This is a genomic window from Pseudomonas sp. TMW22091, from assembly GCF_022496705.1.
Classification (GTDB): Bacteria; Pseudomonadota; Gammaproteobacteria; order Pseudomonadales; family Pseudomonadaceae; genus Aquipseudomonas; species Aquipseudomonas saxonica.
This window is the reverse complement of record NZ_SCFI01000011.1, coordinates 84,982-104,089: the sequence shown is the minus strand read 5'-3', so window position 1 is coordinate 104,089 and position 19,108 is coordinate 84,982. Positions and strand designations below refer to the sequence as shown.

13 protein-coding genes are annotated in these 19,108 nt (G+C 55.7%); 1 reads left to right on the top strand and 12 read right to left on the bottom strand.

Annotation, left to right across the window (positions count from 1 at the left end; genetic code table 11):
* The 5 genes from EQV93_RS18625 to pmbA all read right to left on the bottom strand — a co-directional run bounded on the left by EQV93_RS18625 (window position 1) and on the right by pmbA (window position 8,236).
* On the bottom strand, window positions 1-450 hold the full coding sequence (locus tag EQV93_RS18625; protein WP_240892150.1) for a DUF2753 domain-containing protein: 450 nt from the start codon (window positions 448-450) through the stop codon (window positions 1-3).
* 27 nt (window positions 451-477) lie between these two features.
* Window positions 478-1,854, bottom strand: a complete 1,377-nt coding sequence (locus EQV93_RS18620; RefSeq protein WP_122786389.1) for a class II fumarate hydratase — start codon at window positions 1,852-1,854, stop codon at window positions 478-480.
* Entirely contained in the window at window positions 1,847-2,242 is a 396-nt protein-coding gene (locus EQV93_RS18615) for a FagA protein (protein ID WP_122786388.1), read from the bottom strand. The genes EQV93_RS18620 and EQV93_RS18615 overlap by 8 nt, the downstream gene beginning before the upstream one ends.
* Before the next feature lie 102 nt (window positions 2,243-2,344).
* A complete protein-coding gene (locus tag EQV93_RS18610) occupies window positions 2,345-6,640 on the bottom strand; it encodes a dermonecrotic toxin domain-containing protein (RefSeq protein ID WP_240892149.1) in 4,296 nt (1,431 codons plus the stop codon).
* 249 nt (window positions 6,641-6,889) lie between these two features.
* Window positions 6,890-8,236: a metalloprotease PmbA gene (pmbA, locus tag EQV93_RS18605; protein ID WP_240892148.1), complete on the bottom strand. Its 1,347-nt coding sequence runs from the start codon at window positions 8,234-8,236 to the stop codon at window positions 6,890-6,892.
* A 107-nt stretch (window positions 8,237-8,343) separates the two neighbouring features.
* On the opposite strand from pmbA, the gene yjgA reads away from it, so the two are divergent.
* Window positions 8,344-8,865, top strand: a complete 522-nt coding sequence (gene yjgA / locus EQV93_RS18600; protein WP_122786385.1) for a ribosome biogenesis factor YjgA — start codon at window positions 8,344-8,346, stop codon at window positions 8,863-8,865.
* Window positions 8,866-8,909: 44 nt separating this feature from the next.
* Here the strand turns inward: yjgA and tldD are convergent, their stop codons facing one another.
* The 7 genes from tldD to mreC form a co-directional block, all read right to left on the bottom strand.
* Window positions 8,910-10,352, bottom strand: a complete 1,443-nt coding sequence (gene tldD / locus EQV93_RS18595) for a metalloprotease TldD (RefSeq protein WP_122786384.1) — start codon at window positions 10,350-10,352, stop codon at window positions 8,910-8,912.
* Between the two features lie 61 nt (window positions 10,353-10,413).
* Window positions 10,414-11,262 carry a carbon-nitrogen hydrolase family protein gene (locus EQV93_RS18590; RefSeq protein ID WP_122786383.1) on the bottom strand — a complete coding sequence of 283 codons (849 nt, stop codon included), beginning with the start codon at window positions 11,260-11,262 and terminating at the stop codon, window positions 10,414-10,416.
* Between the two features lie 61 nt (window positions 11,263-11,323).
* A complete protein-coding gene (locus EQV93_RS18585; protein ID WP_240892147.1) occupies window positions 11,324-15,136 on the bottom strand; it encodes a YhdP family protein in 3,813 nt (1,270 codons plus the stop codon).
* A gap of 77 nt (window positions 15,137-15,213) precedes the next feature.
* The gene (gene rng / locus EQV93_RS18580) at window positions 15,214-16,671 is read right to left on the bottom strand and encodes a ribonuclease G (protein WP_122786381.1); all 1,458 of its coding nucleotides are present in this window, start codon (window positions 16,669-16,671) and stop codon (window positions 15,214-15,216) included.
* 56 nt (window positions 16,672-16,727) lie between these two features.
* Window positions 16,728-17,333, bottom strand: coding sequence for a Maf family protein (locus EQV93_RS18575; protein WP_122786380.1), 606 nt, complete (start codon window positions 17,331-17,333; stop codon window positions 16,728-16,730).
* Window positions 17,334-17,385: 52 nt separating this feature from the next.
* Window positions 17,386-17,874, bottom strand: coding sequence for a rod shape-determining protein MreD (gene mreD / locus EQV93_RS18570; protein ID WP_122786379.1), 489 nt, complete (start codon window positions 17,872-17,874; stop codon window positions 17,386-17,388).
* A complete protein-coding gene (mreC, locus tag EQV93_RS18565; protein WP_336247130.1) occupies window positions 17,874-18,989 on the bottom strand; it encodes a rod shape-determining protein MreC in 1,116 nt (371 codons plus the stop codon). The genes mreD and mreC overlap by 1 nt, the downstream gene beginning before the upstream one ends.
* Window positions 18,990-19,108 lie beyond the last annotated feature (119 nt).

Sequence of the window (19,108 nt, the reverse complement as noted above, 5' to 3'; positions counted from 1 at the left end):
TCAATGTACTCCTGAGTGATGGCCGCTGTGTACTGAACGCTCCAGGGTGGTTTGAGCCACGCTGTTTTTAAGCAACAGGCTGGAGCGCGGGTATTCACCGTGTTCGCCAATGAAATTCAACAGTTCTACATAGGTCTTGCTGCTATGACGCAGCGCAGCCTGGCGCAACGCGGGGACCAAACGGTCGTTCTGCATGGTGTGCAGTAATCGTTGATGAATCGCACAGAGGTACTCAACGCTTTCTTCTGGCTGGTTGAGGCGCAAATGCAAATCCGCCAGGTTGTGGTGCGATATCACACACGCAGCCACTGCTTCGTCGGCATCACTCCAGCGCTCAAACAGAACCTGTGCCAGAGCAAGGGCCTGCAAGTAGTGCTCCCGGGCGTCGACCAGTTCGCCCTGAGCGAAACAGCGGTTCGCTCTTTCGATCGTGCGTTTCCAGTGCTCCATGTGAAACCTCCAAAGCAGTGTCGTGGGTTAAACGCCGCCGTCGGTCAGTTTCTCGGGGTCGAGCAGGACCTCAAGCTGGCTACGGGGCAAGTCAGTGAACTCCAGCGCTACATCAATCACCGGGCGCCCTTGTTGGTAGGCGGTCTTGGCGATTTCTGCGGCCTTTTGATAACCAATGATCGGGTTCAGTGCAGTCACTAAAATCGGATTGCGCGACAGCGCCTCCTTGAGCTTGGCCTCGTTGACCTTGAAGCTGGCAATGGCTTTGTCGGCCAGCAAGCGGCACGAATTGGCCAGCAGCTCAATACTGCTTAACAGGTTCTGGGCAATCACCGGCAGCATGACGTTGAGCTCGAAGTTGCCAGACTGACCGGCGACAGTGATCACCGTGTCGTTACCGATGACCTGAGCTGCAACCATTGCCGTGGCTTCCGGGATCACCGGGTTGACCTTGCCCGGCATGATCGAAGAACCCGGTTGCAAGGCCTGCAGCTCGATTTCTCCCAAACCGGCCAATGGGCCTGAGTTCATCCAGCGCAGATCATTGGCAATTTTCATCAGCGACACAGCCGTGGCTTTGAGCTGGCCTGAAACCGAAACCGCCGTGTCTTGCGATCCGATCAATGCGAACAGGTCTTTGCCAGGGGTGAATGTCAGGTGAGTCAGCGCGCTGAGTTGCTGACTGAACAATTCGGAAAATAGCGGATGAGCATTGATACCAGTACCCACCGCCGTGCCACCTTGAGCCAGTGACTGCAGGGCCGGCTGTAGATTATGCAAATGCTCGATATTGGCTTTGAGTTGTTGCGCCCAGCCATTGAGCACCTGACTCATGCGCACGGGCATGGCGTCCATCAGATGGGTACGGCCGGTTTTGACGTAGGCATGAACCTCTTCTGCCTTGTGCTCAATCACTTGCACCAAATGAGTCAGCGCGGGTAGCAGTTCTTCATGCAGGCCCAGAGCCGCACTCACATGGATGGCGGTAGGGATGATGTCGTTACTGCTTTGCCCGCAGTTAACGTGATCGTTGGGATTGACCGGCTCACCCAGAACCCGCGTCGCCAGTGTGGCGATCACCTCATTAGCATTCATATTGGAGCTGGTACCCGACCCCGTCTGGAATATGTCGACCGGGAAATGCTCCATATAATCGCCGGACAGCAGGATCTGAGTGGCCTCTACAATGGCTTTACCCTGCTCCTCGGTTATTTGCTTGAGCTCGATATTGGCCTTGGCTGCTGCGGCTTTGGCCAAGATCAGTGCCCGAATGAACTGTGCGGGCATGCGCTGATGACTGATGGGAAAGTTGTTCACCGCACGCTGGGTTTGAGCGCCGTACAGGGCATCTTCAGGCACATGCAGTTCACCCATGCTGTCACGTTCGATACGGGTATTACTCATCGTGAAATCCTTGCAACAGTTCGGTTAAAGAAATCGATGGCTCGAGCTCGCAGGTTGCCAATTGCCAGGCAAAGCTTTGCCAGCGTTTGAGTCGGCACGCGCACAGGGCTTGAGTTTCGAGGTCGCGAAGCGGACGCCACGCGTTGTCCAGACAGACGGTTCGCCAATGCCAGGGCAAGGCGGTATCGCTTGCCGTGTCGAGCAACAGCCTGAAAGAGGTCACAGCCACTCCCCACGGGGAAGTGGCCGTACAGGCAGCAAGATAGCGGCCTTCAGCCAGATAATGGTCAATCAGACGCGGCTCGTCGGGCGCCAGCCCGCAACGGATCTGGCGGCTCATCCACCGCCAGCTTTCCAGATAAGGCCCTTCATGCAAGGCTGAACTCATGACCCTGGCTCACTCGATAATGAGATTCATTATTAAGCGATATTGATTATCAAAACAAGCCTTGGGGCATTTGCGCCTTGCCGAAGGGCCGTCCTTAAAGGGCTACACGCGGTAAACGAACCCGACAGGCAAATCCGATGGAGCAGCTTGCTGCAAGCCCCCAATCAAAAAGACCAATTTCCCTTCAGTTCTCGCGTTGCTCAATGCCAAAGACAATGGAGACAAAGGATTTTCACTAATCAGCTCCTCAAGCGAGTCTGTGAGTGCTTTGGTCATGGTGATCAGTGGTGAGTCAGTTTTATGCAGCTGCATGAAATTGAGGGTTTTGCTGCCACGGCGCCGGAACACAAGGTGGGAATAACCGGACACCCCTGGGTAGATTTCATACCCAAGTCGTTGCAAAAGACTTTTCATCACGTCATTAAGTGATTGATTAAGCGCGGTTGCAGCCCTTGTGATTAAGGCGTGTTCACTCGCCAGCAATACAAAGTCCATTCGGCTGAACATTCCGGCGCTCACTTTCGTGCCTACATTATAAATACGCTCACCGATGCGGGGCCCATGTGCCAACAGCGCGAAAGGATCCCCCAGATGCACACTCAGCAGTGCAGAGCTCTTGGTGATCCAACCATACAGAGTTTGGTTGATATTGAGCATGCGGCTGGTGGTCAATTCGGTATTGCCCGGATCAGCAAACCGAAAGAGTCGGCGGGCAAGCTCGATGCGTGATTGAGCAGTCATCGACGGAAAAATCGTACGCACAAAGTTACTTAGGGGTTTGTAGAAAAATGGCTCTTTTATCGTCCAGTTACCGTTGGCGAATTCAGCCAGTCGAGGTTGAAAATATTTGTTCTCACGAATGAGTTTTTCCAGCTGCTGGAAACTTTTGCACGGCTTGTGAGGATTGACGAGGAGAACGCGGTTAGTTTGAGCTTCAAGGCCCTGAGGCAAAATCTCATAGTGCAGATCATCAATTTTTATTGCTCTGTAAGTACGTTCAGGGGCAGTCACCTTGAAAATAGGCGGGTTGATACTCGCCATACTGGAAAGTCCCGGTTCAACGTTCTGCCCCCAACTTTTCCAACTGTCCTTTATTGAAACCCCGGATTGAGACGTACTGGTTGAAGTCCCCGGTTGCAGCGGGCGGGCAACCGGTTGTTCCTGCGCAATCTCCGGCGCCTTTCGCTTGTTGCTCAGCAACACACTGGAAGTGTCCTGCGGCTGTTGCAATCGTGCTTGTCTCGCGGCTTCCAGGCCGGGTTTCAGGTATGCATGTGACCACAACGGTAGCTCTTTGTGTTTAACCAGATACTCAGCCATAGCAAGCTCCATATGAGCCCTTCTCCCCTCCGGAAAATTATATTGATCCAGTAGTCTTCGGGCTTCTTCGAGACTGAGATTAGGAAAAGCCACTCGAACGCGAAAAGGTGCGAGCGTGGATGGGCCACCGCCAAGCAAACTTAATTCAGGAGTACTGACCCGCCATATTCCCTCGCTGTCTTTGCTAATGGGCGACCGATACCAGGCTTGCGGACGACGCATGTCGATCACCCGCCAGACCAAGCGGTCTTTGTCATATTTGAGCTGATACCAATGCTTCTCTTGTTGAATGAAATACTGAGAATAGCCCCCCTGCTTGGGCACTTTTTCATACACGCCTGCGTAAGCACCATCAGTACGCAAGGTCAGATCAGTGAGATTTTTGGTATAAGCCAGTTTGGGATCAAGTGCGGGTGGCGAGGTCACAACACCCGTGTTCGGCAGTTTGATAACAGCGACACCGAGATCGACGCTCGCATCCACCCAATGCGCGACCATGCCTAAAAAATGCCTGAGCGCTTCCAGTTGACTGTCACGTTTTAATGCGTCAAATCCATTCCAAAGCGACAGCAAACTCCGGCCGAGGGCAATAGGCATGGTGGCTTTCAAAGGCAATGCGAATGTCACAATGTCCACGGCCATTTCGATACTGTTCCAAACAGTCAGCTCGTTGACTTCAGACGTTGAGTTACTTAGCGCATCGGCATTGGCAATCGCATGTCGAGCCTGCGCAATACAGCCCTGTTCAATAAAATTATCAGCGATAACCAACAGCTTCACATCGGGAGCGCGCAGCCCCTGCCTGAGCAGCTGACTGACCCGCGATTGATGCCCCATGCTGACCCGCCCCGATAAATACTCAGCAAATGCAGCGTCATGCAAAAACTTATTGGCAAAGTGCGCACGATTTTCAAACTCACGGAAACGCTTACCATCAGGTGCTTCGGGGGTATAAACAACCAGTGAGCTAACACTGAATTGTGGATGCTGGCTGGACCACTCAAAAGTGGACCATGAGGATTCGGGAGCAAGTGCAGGCGTTCCGATAATGAGAACGCCACGCACCGTGGCCCCATCTATCAGGAGTTGATACACCGTGATTGTATGCCCCTCCACCTCGGCGACAGGCTTCAGTTGTTGCGCTTTATCCAGTACCGCTTCGACCCAGCGATAACCACGATCGAGGCGATCCGGAGAAAAATCTTTGGATATCTTTGCCTCCAGTGCATCCATCCGCATCTGCGCAATCATTAACTGCATGGCTGTTTCACGTCGGGAAACAGCCCTGGGAGAATCGATCAACTTATCCTGCAGGAAGGCTTGGTAGTTATCCCCGATGTTCACCGTTCTGATAATGTTCTTGACTTGAGATGCACTCAATTGCGTTGACCGCGGCCCTGTTGCACTGCCTGTGCTGATACGGGCAGTGAGGGCATAGTCAACATCAAACTTACTGACATTCTCCAAAGACAGTTGGGTCATTGTCCTTGAGGTACTGACCATGTTGATGGAAGGGCCGGTACGGGACAGGCTGTTCACCGACGTATAAGAGGAAGACGTAAAGCCACTGACAGGGATAACCGGCCCTGATCCAGCCAATGCGGCAGTCGTCGTAATAAAGAGCGTATCCGGGTCAATATGGATGCCATATTCCAACTGAATATGCTGCTGAATGTGTTCTCGGGCATAGCGCAGAAGAAAGGCTTTATCGCCAAATTGATGAGGTGAAGGCTCCCCATCTTCATTGGCAAGCAATGATTGCGTTTTGTAATTCTCTGCTGCCTCAAGCCATCTGGCCCGATCTTCGCTGTTGGCTTTAACCAGCCAATCCCGGGTTTTTTTCGATAAGTGTTTGTGCACTCTTGCACTAAACGCACTGGCTTGCCTGAACCGATGGGCATAATCGATCACATGGGCCAGTTCACCCTCCAGCTCAGCACCGTTCGCAGTCGCGGCATGAGACAGAATATGGATCAAGTTTTGCTGGCGTTGCTCGTCATGTACCTTGAACCAATGCTCGAAGACCGACTCTTTGATCTCGCTGAAAAACAGCTCCAGTGTTGCCTGTGGCCCGTTTTCCAACGCCATGATGCGCGGCAAATCAGCGGACGAGGTCAGCTCCAGCATGGACTCGAATTCCGTGACTGCACGCCAACGGCGCTCTAGTTCCGCTTGCAGCGTCTGCAATGAACTAAAACCTTGCAGGCCGCCTGATGGCGTATAGAGCACCACCACACCGGCGTTGGCCTGATAATCGATCTCTACCGAGGGTCCTTTGGGCGCAATAGTGAAAGCCCCGAATTGATCCTCCACCCCGGAGCCATCGCGCGCTGTCATCACAAATGCCCCTGCAAAATAAACAGGAGCAAGCCCACTCTGCCCTTTCAGCGCTAAGGCATAGACCGCCGGGCGTGAATAGGCCGCTAACGCAGCGCGGGTCGACAGCGAGGGGTAACGCACGATCAGGTCCACTACTTGCACCTGTTCGGGCGTCAGGGTGTTGTCGAAGTTGAGCATCTCGCACTCAGCCCGCAGTACGTCTCTGAGCTTGGTTATAAGCCAGTCCTTTCTTGACCGTGTTCCGGTAAGCGGAGTACTGGCCAGCCAGAAATCGGCGGTTTGTAATCTGATATAACTCCCGAGGTATCGGCGTATATCCGCCACAAAAAGCTCAAAACGGGCGATATCAATCCCCAGCTCTGAGGAGTCACCGGCGCGTATCAGCGTTGTGGTTGCAGCGGAATAGGAAGGGAACACATTGTCCCGCAACGTTTCGATTACCGTATCGATGACATTTGTAAATTGAGGAGGAGGCACCGTCGAAACATCGCTTTGCACCGTTACCTCCGACTTGGAAACAATCAGCAGATGCGCAGGCTCGATGTCCTCGGTGACATCCGTAAAAGTGCTTTTGAATTTATTTTGAATAACTGAAGACAGGCTGGGCTGGTCGGTCAACAGGGTTTGAATTTCAGCATCTATAGCCATCCATTTCAGGACGTGTGTTTTTTCGGCCTCTGGACTGATGCCAACCAGATCGGAACTCAAGGCGTCAGATAATTGAAAAACTTCACTCATAGGGAAACACTCAAGAATGCTCAGTTATCCCGATACCCATGCTGTAGAGCTACAGGGTATAGGGGAGGATAAATACCAGAGCAGTCTGAACCCGGCGATCTTCTAAACTTATCTACATATGTATACCTGTGCTCATTCGAGTCTCGTGCGCTCGTCTGTGCACCAGTCAACCATTCTGATTCCTGTGGTCGAGAAACAAAAAAGGCGTATCACCGCAATAGTGATACGCCTTGATGAATTGTAAAAAGCTTAACTGCCCGCCACCGTCATGCGCTCGATCAATACCGAGCCAGTGCGGATATTGCTACGCAACTCCAGATCGTTACCGACCGCAATGATCTGTTTGAACATGTCACGCATATTGCCGGCAATCGTCACTTCCTGCACAGGGAACTGGATTTCGCCATTTTCGACCCAGAAGCCTGCTGCGCCGCGGGAATAGTCACCCGTCACCATATTCAGGCCGCTGCCCATCAACTCGGTGACAAACAGACCACGGTCCATTTTTCGGATCAAGGCCGCCTGGTCTTCATCGCCGTGTGTCACAAACAGGTTATGCACACCGCCTGCGTTGGCTGTGCTCGGCATGCCCAACTTGCGACCCGAGTAGGTGCTGAGGATGTACGACACCAGTTCGCCGTCCTTGATAAAGGGTTTGGCGTAAGTCGCCAGGCCATCGTTATCAAACGATGAACTGCCCATCGCACGCATCAGGTGCGGGCGTTCATCCAGCGTCAACCACTCAGGGAAAATTTGCTGACCCATCGCATCCAGCAAGAAAGATGACTTGCGATACAGATTGCCGCCTGAGATGGCCCCCAGAAAACTACCAAACAAACCGCCAGCCAATTCAGCCGAAAACAGCACCGGCACTTCACAGGTCGGCACCGGTCGTGCGCCCAGACGACGGGCAGCGCGCTCAGCCGCTCGTTTACCGATGATCACAGCATCTGTCAGCAACTCACCCTGGCAGTTGACGTCATACCAATAGTCGCGCTGCATCTGCCCGTCGCCTTCGGCGATCATGACGCAGCTCAGGCTGTGGCGGGTTGATGCCGAACCGCCGATAAAGCCGTTGCTGTTGCCATACACACGGCACCCTTGATGCGTGCTGAGGCTGGTGCCATCTGCATTTTTGATGCGACTGTCTGCTTCGAATGCCGCAGCCTCACAGGCCAGCGCTTTTTCGATGGCTTGTTCCGGAGTGATATCCCACGTGTGGAACACATCAAAATCTTTCAGGTCGCGAGCCATCAGGCTGGCATCGGCCAGGCCCGAGCTTTCGTCTTCAGACGTGTGCTTGGCAATCGCCAGCGCTGCCGCGACGGTTTCGCGAATAGCGTCAGGGCCCGTAGCCGAGGTGCTGGCCGAACCTTTGCGCTGTCCCACGTAGAGCGTAATGCCAAAGCCCTGATCGCGGTTGAACTCAACGGTTTCGACTTCACGTTGACGTACAGTCGTCGACAAACCCTGCTCAAGTGATACCGCCACTTCACAGGCACTGGCGCCTTGGCGCTTGGCTTCAGCGATGATTTGCTCGACCTGCTCTTGCAGTGCCGGCAGGGCCTGCGGGCCAACGCTTTGTACTGCACTCATGGTTTTCTCCACTCAAATTCTGTTTTCGGTAGGGCCGCCGAGCGACCGGGCCGGACAAGCGGCCCCCGACTGGTTATCATGGCGGCGTTTCTTTGCGGACTGCCACCATGGTTGATTCTTACGACGACGCCTTCGACGGCGAAAAAAGCAAATCACAGGTCAAACGCGAGCTTCATGCTCTGGTTGAACTGGGCGAGCGTCTCACGACACTCAAGCCTGACTTGCTCAACAAAATGCCTTTGACCGACGCACTGCGCCGGGCCTTGGCAGATGCTTCAAAACACACGGCCAATATTGCGCGCAAGCGCCATATGATGTTTATCGGCAAGCTGATGCGCGATCAACCGCTGGATGAAATTCTTGCGCTGATCGATCAAGTCGATGCCTCTTCGCGCCAATACAACGAGCGTTTCCATGGTCTGGAACGCTGGCGTGATCGCCTGATTGAGGGCGATGACGCCGTACTGGAAAAGTTTGTCGCCGAGTTCCCTGAGGCTGATCGCCAGCAAATGCGTTCGATCATCCGTCAGGCCAAACACGAACTGGCTCAAAACAAGGCACCGGCTTCCAGCCGTAAATTGTTCAAGTACATTCGTGGGTTGGACGAGACACAACGCGGTCTGCGTTAAATCTCGTACGTGAGCGGGTTGCCCAGCAACCCGCTCACCGCCCTTCAAGCGCCTGTACCGCCAACCGTAATCGCGTCAATTTTCAAGGTCGGCTGGCCCACGCCTACCGGCACAGACTGCCCATCCTTGCCGCACGTGCCCACACCGCTGTCCAGCGCCAGATCGTTACCGACCATCGACACCTTGCTCATCGCTTCCGGCCCATTGCCAATCAGGGTCGCGCCTTTGACTGGGCGAGTGATTTTGCCGTCCTCGATCAAGTAGGCCTCGCTGGTGGAGAACACAAACTTACCGCTGGTGATGTCGACCTGACCGCCGCCCAAATTGGCGCAGTAGATACCTTTCTTCACCGAGGCGATGATCTCTGCCGGATCGCTTTCGCCGCCCAGCATGTACGTGTTGGTCATGCGCGGCATCGGCAAATGCGCGTACGACTCACGACGACCATTGCCGGTACGGGCTACGCCCATCAGTCGAGCATTCAACTTGTCTTGCATGTAGCCCTTGAGCACGCCGTTTTCGATCAACGTGGTGCATTGGGTCGGGGTGCCTTCGTCATCGACACTCAGCGATCCACGACGACCCGCCAAGGTGCCGTCATCGACGATGGTGCACAGTTTGGAAGCAACCATTTCGCCCATGCGTCCGCTGTAGGCTGAGCTGCCCTTGCGGTTGAAGTCACCTTCCAGACCATGCCCAACTGCTTCGTGCAGCAGCACGCCAGACCAGCCAGAGCCCAGGACAACGGGCATGGTACCCGCAGGCGCAGGCACAGCTTCAAGGTTGACCAGTGCCTGACGCAACGCTTCACGGGCATACCCCATGGCACGGTCGTCAGTGAGGAAGTAGCGATAATCCGTACGCCCGCCGCCGCCATGCCCACCGCGTTCGCGACGGCCGTTTTGCTCAACGATCACGCTGACGTTAAAGCGCACCAATGGACGCACATCGGCAGCCAGGCCACCGTCAGTAGACGCCACCAGAATACGTTCCCAGACGCCGGCCATGCTGACGGTAACTTGCTGAATACGCGGGTCCAGCGCTCGGGTGGCGGCATCGATGCGCTTGAGCAGCTCTACCTTTTCGGCACGGCTGATGACTTCCAGCGGGTTATCCGGCGCGTACAGCTGGGCAACGTCCTGAGCCGTAAATGCCTGAACGGTACCGTTCTGCCCGGCACGGGAGATTGAGCGCGCAGCCCGGGCGGCCAGCCCCAAGGCTTCGAGGGTAATGGCGTTACTGTAAGCAAAGCCGGTTTTCTCACCCGATTGGGCGCGCACACCTACACCCTGATCGAGGTTGAAACTGCCTTCTTTGACGATGCCGTCTTCCAGTGCCCAGGATTCGGAAATCTGACCCTGAAAATACAAATCTGCCGCATCAATACCCGGCCCGGCCAGATCGCCCAGCACACTTTGCAGACTTTCGATGGTGACACCGCCCGGTGCCAACAGGTGTTCGCTGACTGAGGTCAACAACTCGCTCATATTCACTCCGTCTTGGCCCCTGCTTCAGCATCTTTGAGTGCTGAACCCACGGGCCTGAAAATTAGTCGTGCGTTGCAGGCCGCTGTGCGCCCTGCGAAAAAAATCTCCGGTGGTTGACCACCGGCATGCGCGCCCTGATAGACGCCTGCTCTGCACTGTCGCGCTCGGCCAGCAATACCCCTTCGCCTTGTGCCTGTTGTGCCAGCACACGTCCCCAGGGGTCAATAATTGCGGCATGCCCCCAGGTTTCGCGCGGGCCAGGATGAACACCGCCCTGAGCGGCGGCGAGGATATAGCACTGGGTTTCAATAGCCCGGGCGCGAATCAGCACCTCCCAATGGGCCTGACCGGTCACGGCCGTAAAGGCCGAAGGCGCGGTGATCAGTTCAGCGCCTGCCGCCCTCAACTCACTGTATAGCTCGGGAAAACGCAAGTCGTAACAGACCGTCAAGCCCAGCTTGCCAACCGGGGTGTCGGTGACCACCACGCGCTCACCCGGTGAATAATCATCAGACTCACGGTAACGGCCACGGCTGTCAGACACGTCAACATCGAACAAGTGCAGCTTGTCGTAACGTGCAACTTGCTCGCCGTCAGCGCTGATGAGCAATGAACAGGCATTGACCTTGGCATCGGGCTGATTGGCAGGCGGTAGGGGTAATGTGCCTGCCACTATCCATAAGTTGAGGTCGCGAGCGGCCTGTTTCAACCACGGTAGAATCGGACCCTGCCCCAGTGCCTCTGCGCGGCCGATATCGGCGATGTCACGCCGGCCCATTGCAGCGAAATTTTCGGGCAGCACGGCCAGTTGCGCTCCGCCCTCGGCCGCTTGCTCAAGCAGCCGCCGGGCTTGGCCCAGGTTAGCCAGCACGTCGCTCTGGCTGACCATTTGAATCACTGCAAGCGACATGGCATTTTCCTGATAAGCATCGTGTAGAAGCGTTTAGGCCCGAACCCGTACCATGCTACTCCTAGTTTTTCTCAAAAGGTTTGTCGAAGGTGATCTTCGGATCCGTCCATGGGCCTTGAATGCTGTACTGCACGCTGGCAAAACGCGACACCTGATCACCAATCAACTTATTCAGCAAAAACATCGCCCCGCCTGCCGCCGGACCGCCTACCAACAGGGCAGCAAGCGGCAGGTTGTTAGTGACCGGCAATGTGACCAAGAGTTTGGCATTGACCTGATCAGTCACCATGTTCAACGTGCCATTAAGCTCCAGATTAGTGGACGGCCCGGTCATCAAAATAGGTTTGCTCGTGCTGTACACGCCATTGTTGGCGTTCAACACACCCTTGACCCGGTCATAACTCAGGCCTTTGCCAAACAGGTCAGAGAAGTCCAGACGCAAGCGGCGGCCTATGGCGTTGAAGTTCAGCAGGCCAAAAATGCGCAACACCTGAGCGCTGCCATCAACCTCAACAAACTGGCCTTTTCTCAACGATGCATCCAGTGTGCCCGAGAAGCGCTTAAGACCGATCCAGGCCGGTGAACCCGGCCAGCGACCATCCACGTCGACATGGAAGTCTTCGCTGGTCACGCTCGGCGCGAACCCCCAATTTTTAAGCACATCGGCCAGATTGCGACCGCCAAGACGTCCCTGATACCAGCTGTTGGTAGCACCGGCAACGCCTTCCCAGCCACCGGAGCCATCAAGCAGCAAGCCCTTGAGCCCCAGGTTGAGCGAACTCAGTTTGATGCCACGGCCGGTCGGACGAATGTTCAATGACCAGGCCCCCAGCAGATCCGGCCCTTGATAGAGCTGGCGAATAATGATGTCCAGCGCCGGGATGTTTCGTGGGTCGACTGAGGCCAGTGGATCCGGGGCATTGTCGTCGGTCACCGCTTTGGGATCAGGCGCGGGCAAACGGATGGTCTGCATCGTGACCACGATGGGCGCGCTCTTGGCGTCCGGAAGTCTCACCGTACCCACAGCTTGTTTACTGTCGATCTGTAAGCCCCACGCCGAGCCCGTACGCTTCATGTTCAAGCTGACTTGGTCAAGCTGTGTGCCAAATCCGGTCAACTTGCCCACTTTAAAATCCGCACTGCTGAGCATTTGCTTGGCACTGCCTCCCGGGTCCTTGCCTGCATACTGCTCCACCAGAGTCTGCCAGGGTGCTATATCCAGTTCCGACAAGACGCCGCGAATGCGTACACCTTTGGTGGGCGGCAACACCGGCGTGCCTCCCCCCAAAAACAACTCCCCCCGCCCGTCTTCAAACTTGCCATTGGGTGCTGCAAACGTCAGGTTGGCCAGATCGCCATAGTCAAACCAGTAGCGGCGCTCGGCCCCCTGCAGGGTCATGCGAAATACTGTGTCGCGGGCTTCATTGGCAGCCAGGCCGAAAGGTGCAGGTAAGTCGATTACCGCTCCGCGCAGATTGGAGTTGACCCGCAACTGACTGTCCGCGCCGTCCAGCGTGAGCTGCAACTGATAAGGCAAGACACCACTCACGGGAATTTGCTGATTGAACTTGAGCCAGTCCGTCAGCTGTTTAACACCGACCTGACCGTTAGCCACCACACGCGTGTTCAGCCTGCCGGGTTTGCCATCGGCATAAATCTGCGCCGTGACAGGACGATCGAACGCCCGTGCGCTGATGCCCTTACCACTCAGGCCTTTGTCACTGTCAAACCGAAAGGCGCCCTTGAGCTGCGTCAGCTCAAACTCGGGCTCGCTGATTTTCAAGCGCGCCTTGTCAGTGTTGAAGTCGACTAGAATTTTCGGCTCTACGTCTTTTTCCAGAGGGATATCGAGGTCGACACGGCCTTTGAGTGGGCCCTCGCCCTGCCATCCGGCAAAGGTTTCAGCGGTGCCGATGGGAGCCTCCTGAAGAATTTTCAGCCCATCGCCCAGACCGCCATCAAAATCGCCGTTCAACAACAAATGGCTGACTTTTCCGGTGGGAACATGCGGGATGCTGACCGCGACATTACGTACCTTGGTGGAGAGCAACAGGCCTTTGCTGGCCATGATGCGTACGCCGCTGTCTTCGATAAATACATCACCCGAAACATCGCGCACGTGAGGCCAACCGGGTTGAAAGGCCAACTCGACTCCGTGAACTTTGAAAAACAGACTTATATTGCGCGCTGCTGCAACTGCATCGTGGCTGAGCGAACCTTGATACTGAAAGAAGCCCTCTTCAACTGCACCTTTGATAATGGCCGTGCTCAGCCATTCAGTGAGTGCAGGACTCAAGACTTCGGGCAGGTACTTGGGAGTGAAGCGACCATCACCATCGGTCAGCCCCACCCGTAGATCCATGTAGTCCTCTGACGAATGGTCCAGATGAATGCGGATCAGGAAGTCAGCAGCAATCTTGCCCTCTTCGCCCAGCACTTTGATATAGGGTGCAATCAGCGTGAAGGCGTTCTTGTCCAACGTCCACTTGAGCAAGGCGTTGGCTTGAAGGTACTGCCAGGGTTTGGCGAAGATCGGGTCCAGGTGCAGCGAAAAATCCTTGCTGTCGAGCCGCAGCTCACCCTTGCCCAAATCACCACTGATCAAACCGCTGACATTGCGTGCCGCCGGTGCGCCGTGAGTGGCATTGAAACCCACCTGCTGCAGGTTGGCAGCAAAACTCAGTTTTTGATCATCCGGGGCATGAGGCCGGTAGTCGGCCAATACATTGCGCAAGGTGCCGGTAACGTTGAGCTGATCAATCACTTGGGCAGCGGCTTGCGGCACAGGCGCCAGCGAATCCATCAGCGCTGTGAGGGGGGTCAGGTCAAGGTGATCGGCCTGCAAGTGCCAGCGCTCTTGCGCCGGGTCATTGGCAGCAAACTGCTGCAACTGCATGCGGGTTTCCCAGCGTTTATCACCCAGGTTCACCGCCAGCGAGTCGAGGACGACATTAAATCCCTGCTCGCCGCGCTCCACCCAGGCACGCAAGGCCAGATTATCGAAGGTTTGGGCTTTTCGCTCTGCATAAGCGCCACGCAAGGTGGGTGCATTCAAACGCGCAACTGCGCGCTGTACCGACCCTTTGCTCCAGTCAAACCACAGCTCGCCACCCGCTTTGAGTTCTGACACTTTCCACGGGTTGATCAGCGAGGCCGGCAGCCATTTGGCCCAATCACTTTGAGGCAGGCTCACATAGGCCTGAGCCGCAGCATCGCGCCAGTGACTGGCCTCTATTTGGGTTTTTACACTCAAAGCCACAGGCTGGCCGTCGGGCAAGGTCAAGCGCGCATCGAGCCGCTGATCCGACGCGCCCACATCCAGCGTCAAGCCAACATAGGTCAGGGTCAATGGCGCTTGTTTGTAAGGTTCAAGGGTCACCTGACTGTCGAGCACCGACAGCCGCGCCACACGCTGCAATTGATTGAGAAGTTGTTCAGGATCGAGGGGTTGATCATCCTGCACCGGCACGCCTTCAAAGGCCCAGTGACCGGCCTGATCCTGACGTGCGCTCAACTGCAAACCGTTGAGCTGCAGATGGGCGATGCGAATATCGCGATGTAACAGGCTGGACCAGACATCGGGCACCACCTGTACCTGATCAAGACGCAGAGCATGGTTGCCCTCGCCGACCATCACGTCATGGGCCATCAACACCGGCGCCATTCCACTCCAGCTGCCTTCAAGGCTGCCAATGGTCAACGGCATGCCCAAGGCATCACGCGCCTTGTTTTGAAGTTCTACGCGGTACTCGGCAATCAGCGGCGTGAGCTCACGCCCCAAACTGACATACAACGCCGTGATCACCAGGACCACAGCACTTAGTCCCAGCCCCCAGCGGGTCAGCGCGGCAAAAAAGCGTGGCAGACGCTCCATGTCATGTTGCCCCTTTTATCATTGATCGCAGGGGCCGAAACGGCCCTCTGTTTTTACCCTGCATGGCCCGTGGCTGTTCAGAGCAGCACCACATCGTATTGTTCCTGGGAGTACATGGTCTCAACCTGAAAACGTATCGTACGGCCTATGAACCCTTCAAGCTCCGCTACGTTGCCTGACTCTTCGTCAAGCAAACGATCAACCACCTTCTGGCTGGCCAATACACGATAGCCAACCGCCTGATAAGCACGAGCCTCGCGCAAAATTTCACGGAAGATCTCGTAACAGATGGTTTCCGGAGTCTTTAGTTTGCCCCGTCCCTGACAGCACAAACACGGCTCGCAGAGCACCTGCTCCAAACTTTCGCGGGTACGTTTGCGAGTCATCTGCACCAGGCCCAACTCGGTGATACCGATGATATTGGTCTTGGCATGATCCCGTTCGAGCTGTTTTTCGAGGGTGCGCAAGACCTGACGCTGGTGCTCTTCATCTTCCATGTCGATGAAGTCGATAATGATGATCCCGCCCAGATTGCGCAGACGCAATTGCCGCGCAATGGCGGTAGCCGCCTCAAGGTTGGTTTTGAAAATGGTTTCTTCAAGATTGCGGTGGCCGACAAAAGCGCCTGTGTTGACATCAATCGTGGTCATGGCTTCGGCAGGGTCGACTACCAGATACCCACCGGACTTGAGTGGCACCTTACGATCCAGGGCTTTCTGGATTTCGCCTTCAACGCCATACAGATCGAAAATTGGCCGTTCACCCGGATAATGCTCAAGGCGATCAGCGATTTCCGGCATGAGTTCAGCTACAAACTGCGTGGTTTTCTGGAAGGTTTCTCGCGAATCGATGCGGATTTTCTCAATCTTTGGGCTGACCAGGTCGCGCAGTGTGCGCAGCGCCAAGCCCAGGTCTTCATAGATCACACTCGGGGCGCCAGCGGTTTTTATCTGCAAACCGATTTGATCCCACAGACGCCGCAGGTAGCGAATGTCCATCAAAATCTCATCTGCCCCGGCTCCTTCGGCCGCCGTGCGCAGGATAAAACCACCGGCTTCCTTGATACCTTCCTGAGCCACGCAATCACTGACCACCTGTTTCAGGCGATCACGCTCGGCTTCATCTTCAATTTTCAGCGAAATGCCGACATGAGCGGTACGCGGCATGTACACCAGATAGCGCGAAGGTATGGACAGCTGTGTGGTCAGACGCGCACCTTTTGAGGCAATCGGGTCTTTGGTCACTTGCACCACCAGACTTTGACCTTCATGCACCAGTGCACTGATGCTTTCAACCGCCTGACCTTCACGCAGGGAAATTTCAGAGGCGTGAATAAACGCCGCACGGTCCAGACCGATATCGACAAAGGCGGCCTGCATGCCGGGCAGAACCCTGACTATTTTGCCTTTATAGATATTGCCAACAATGCCACGGCGCTGGGTCCGTTCGACGTGCACCTCTTGTAGAACACCGTTCTCTACCACCGCCACGCGCGATTCCATCGGCGTGATGTTGATCAGGATCTCTTCACTCATGGCTGGGTCTCGTTCAGGCGTCATCACAGTAGTGCCACGTCTCGTAGGTGCGGTATTCAGCGCACGGTAAGGTTTTGCCAACAGGGTATGCCGAAATGCCCCAACAGTTCTGCGGTTTCGCATACGGGCAAGCCCACGACACCGGAATAACTGCCATTGAGGCCCGCCACAAACACCGCACCCAAGCCTTGAATGGCGTATCCGCCAGCTTTGTCCTGCGGCTCTCCGCTGGCCCAATAAAGGCTCGCTTCTTGTTTACTGATGTCTCGAAATCTCACTCGACTGCGCACCACACGGGTCTCACAGAGCTGGCTATCAATGACCGCAATGGCCGTGAGCACATCATGCTCACGCCCTGAAAGTGCCTTAAGCATAGCCATGGCATCAGCCTGATCGACCGGCTTGCCGAGAATTCGGCCCTCCAGCACCACGGCCGTGTCGGCACCCAGCACGCAGAACAAGTCCGGGTGGATCGATTTCAGCAATACATTACGCCCAGCCTGAGCCTTCTCGCACGCCAGGCGTTCGACATAGGACTCAGGGGTTTCGTTGACGAGTGGGGTTTCGTCAATGGCGGCAATGACCGTGCTGAACGGCACATCGATTTGAGTCAATAACTCGCGTCTGCGCGGTGACCCGGAAGCCAGATAAAGCGAAAGCATCGAGACATCTCCTTGTCATAGTGCACAAACCCGGAAATGGCTCGCGCTCCTGTTAATTGATTTTGAAGCGTCGGCGCAGGCCGCGCAGACCATAGCTGACCCACGGCCACAGTAGCGCGCTGACCAGTGCCGGCAAGACCAGTGCAAGCGTCGGCTGACGGTTACCGGTCAAGGCACTTAGCCATAGTTGAGCCAACTGAGCCAGCCCAAAAATGACAAGCAACACCAAACTTTGCTGCCACATCGGGAACATTCGCAAACGCTGTTGAAGCGTCAGTACCAGAAAAGTGATGAGCGTCAGGATGAGTGCGTTCTGCCCCAGTAAAGTGCCATACAGCACATCTTCGGCCAAACCCAGGCACCACGCAGTGACCATGCCGACTTTATGCGGCAGGTACAGCGCCCAGAAGGTCAACAGCAACCCCAGCCACAAAGGCCGGAACACCTCCATGAATTGCGGCATGGGTGAAATGCTGAGCAACAGGCCGATGGCGAATGTCAGCCAGATGATCCAGCCATTACGTGAACGGGTATTCGCCATTATTGCCTCTCCCGAGTCGTGGCCGGCGCAGCGGCTGGCGGGTTGGGTGCGGCAGGGGTTGGCGCTGGAGCCGGTTTTTTCGCCGCCGCTGGCACTGCAGCGCGAGTAACCGGCGCAACGGCAGGAACAGGTGCCGCGACTGGAGCAGGCACAGCGGCTGGTGCAGGTGCAGCGACTGGAGCCGGCGCAACGGCAGCTGGCTTGGGCACCGTGGCCGGAATAGTGGCCGGAGCAACACCACCCTGCTCTGCGTCCTGAGCCTGGGCCGCTTCATTGGCGCGCTCTTCCGGCGTGCGGCTGTCGCTGAAAACCAGCAGCAAGTAGCGGCTACGGTTCAAGGCCGCTGTGGGAACGGCGCGAACAATGGCAAACGGTTGGCCGGAGTCGTGAATCACTTCTTTGACCGTCGCAACCGGATAACCCGCAGGAAAGCGCTGCCCTAGCCCTGAGCTGACCAGTAAATCGCCTTCTTTGATATCGGCTGTGTCCGCGACATGGCGCAACTCCAGACGCTCGGGGTTACCCGTACCGCTGGCAATCGCACGCAAGCCGTTACGGTTAACCTGTACCGGAATGCTGTGGGTTGTATCGGTCAGCAACAAGACACGAGAGGTATAGGGCATCAACTCAACCACTTGCCCCATCAAACCGCGAGCATCGAGTACAGGTTGGCCAAGCACGACACCGTCCCGCTCACCCTTGTTGATGATGATGCGATGGGTAAAGGGGTTCGGGTCCATACCGATCAACTCGGCGACTTCAACCTTTTCGTTGACCAGCGCCGAAGAATTCAGCAACTCGCGCAAACGAACGTTCTGCTCAGTCAAGGCAGCCAGTTTTTGCATGCGGCCTTGCAGCAGAATGTTTTCGGTTTTGAGTTTCTCGTTCTCAGCCACCAGTTCAGTACGGCTGCCAAACTGACTGGCAACGCCCTGAAACAAGCGCTGTGGCAAGTCAGTGATCCAGTAGGACTGCATCAGCACCAGCGACATTTGGCTGCGCACGGGCTTTAGCACCGTGAAACGGGCATCAACCACCATCAGCGCGACCGACAGTACGACCAGCACTAACAGGCGTACACCCAACGAGGGGCCTTTGGCGAAGAGCGGTTTAATAGGCCGCTCCTCCCGGGCAAGTGTTCAATGTATTCATACGGCTTCAAAGCGGCCTGGATGAAGATTGACAGAAGGTAAACGCCAAAAGGCAGCACTGCAAAGTGCTACCTTTTGGTGAT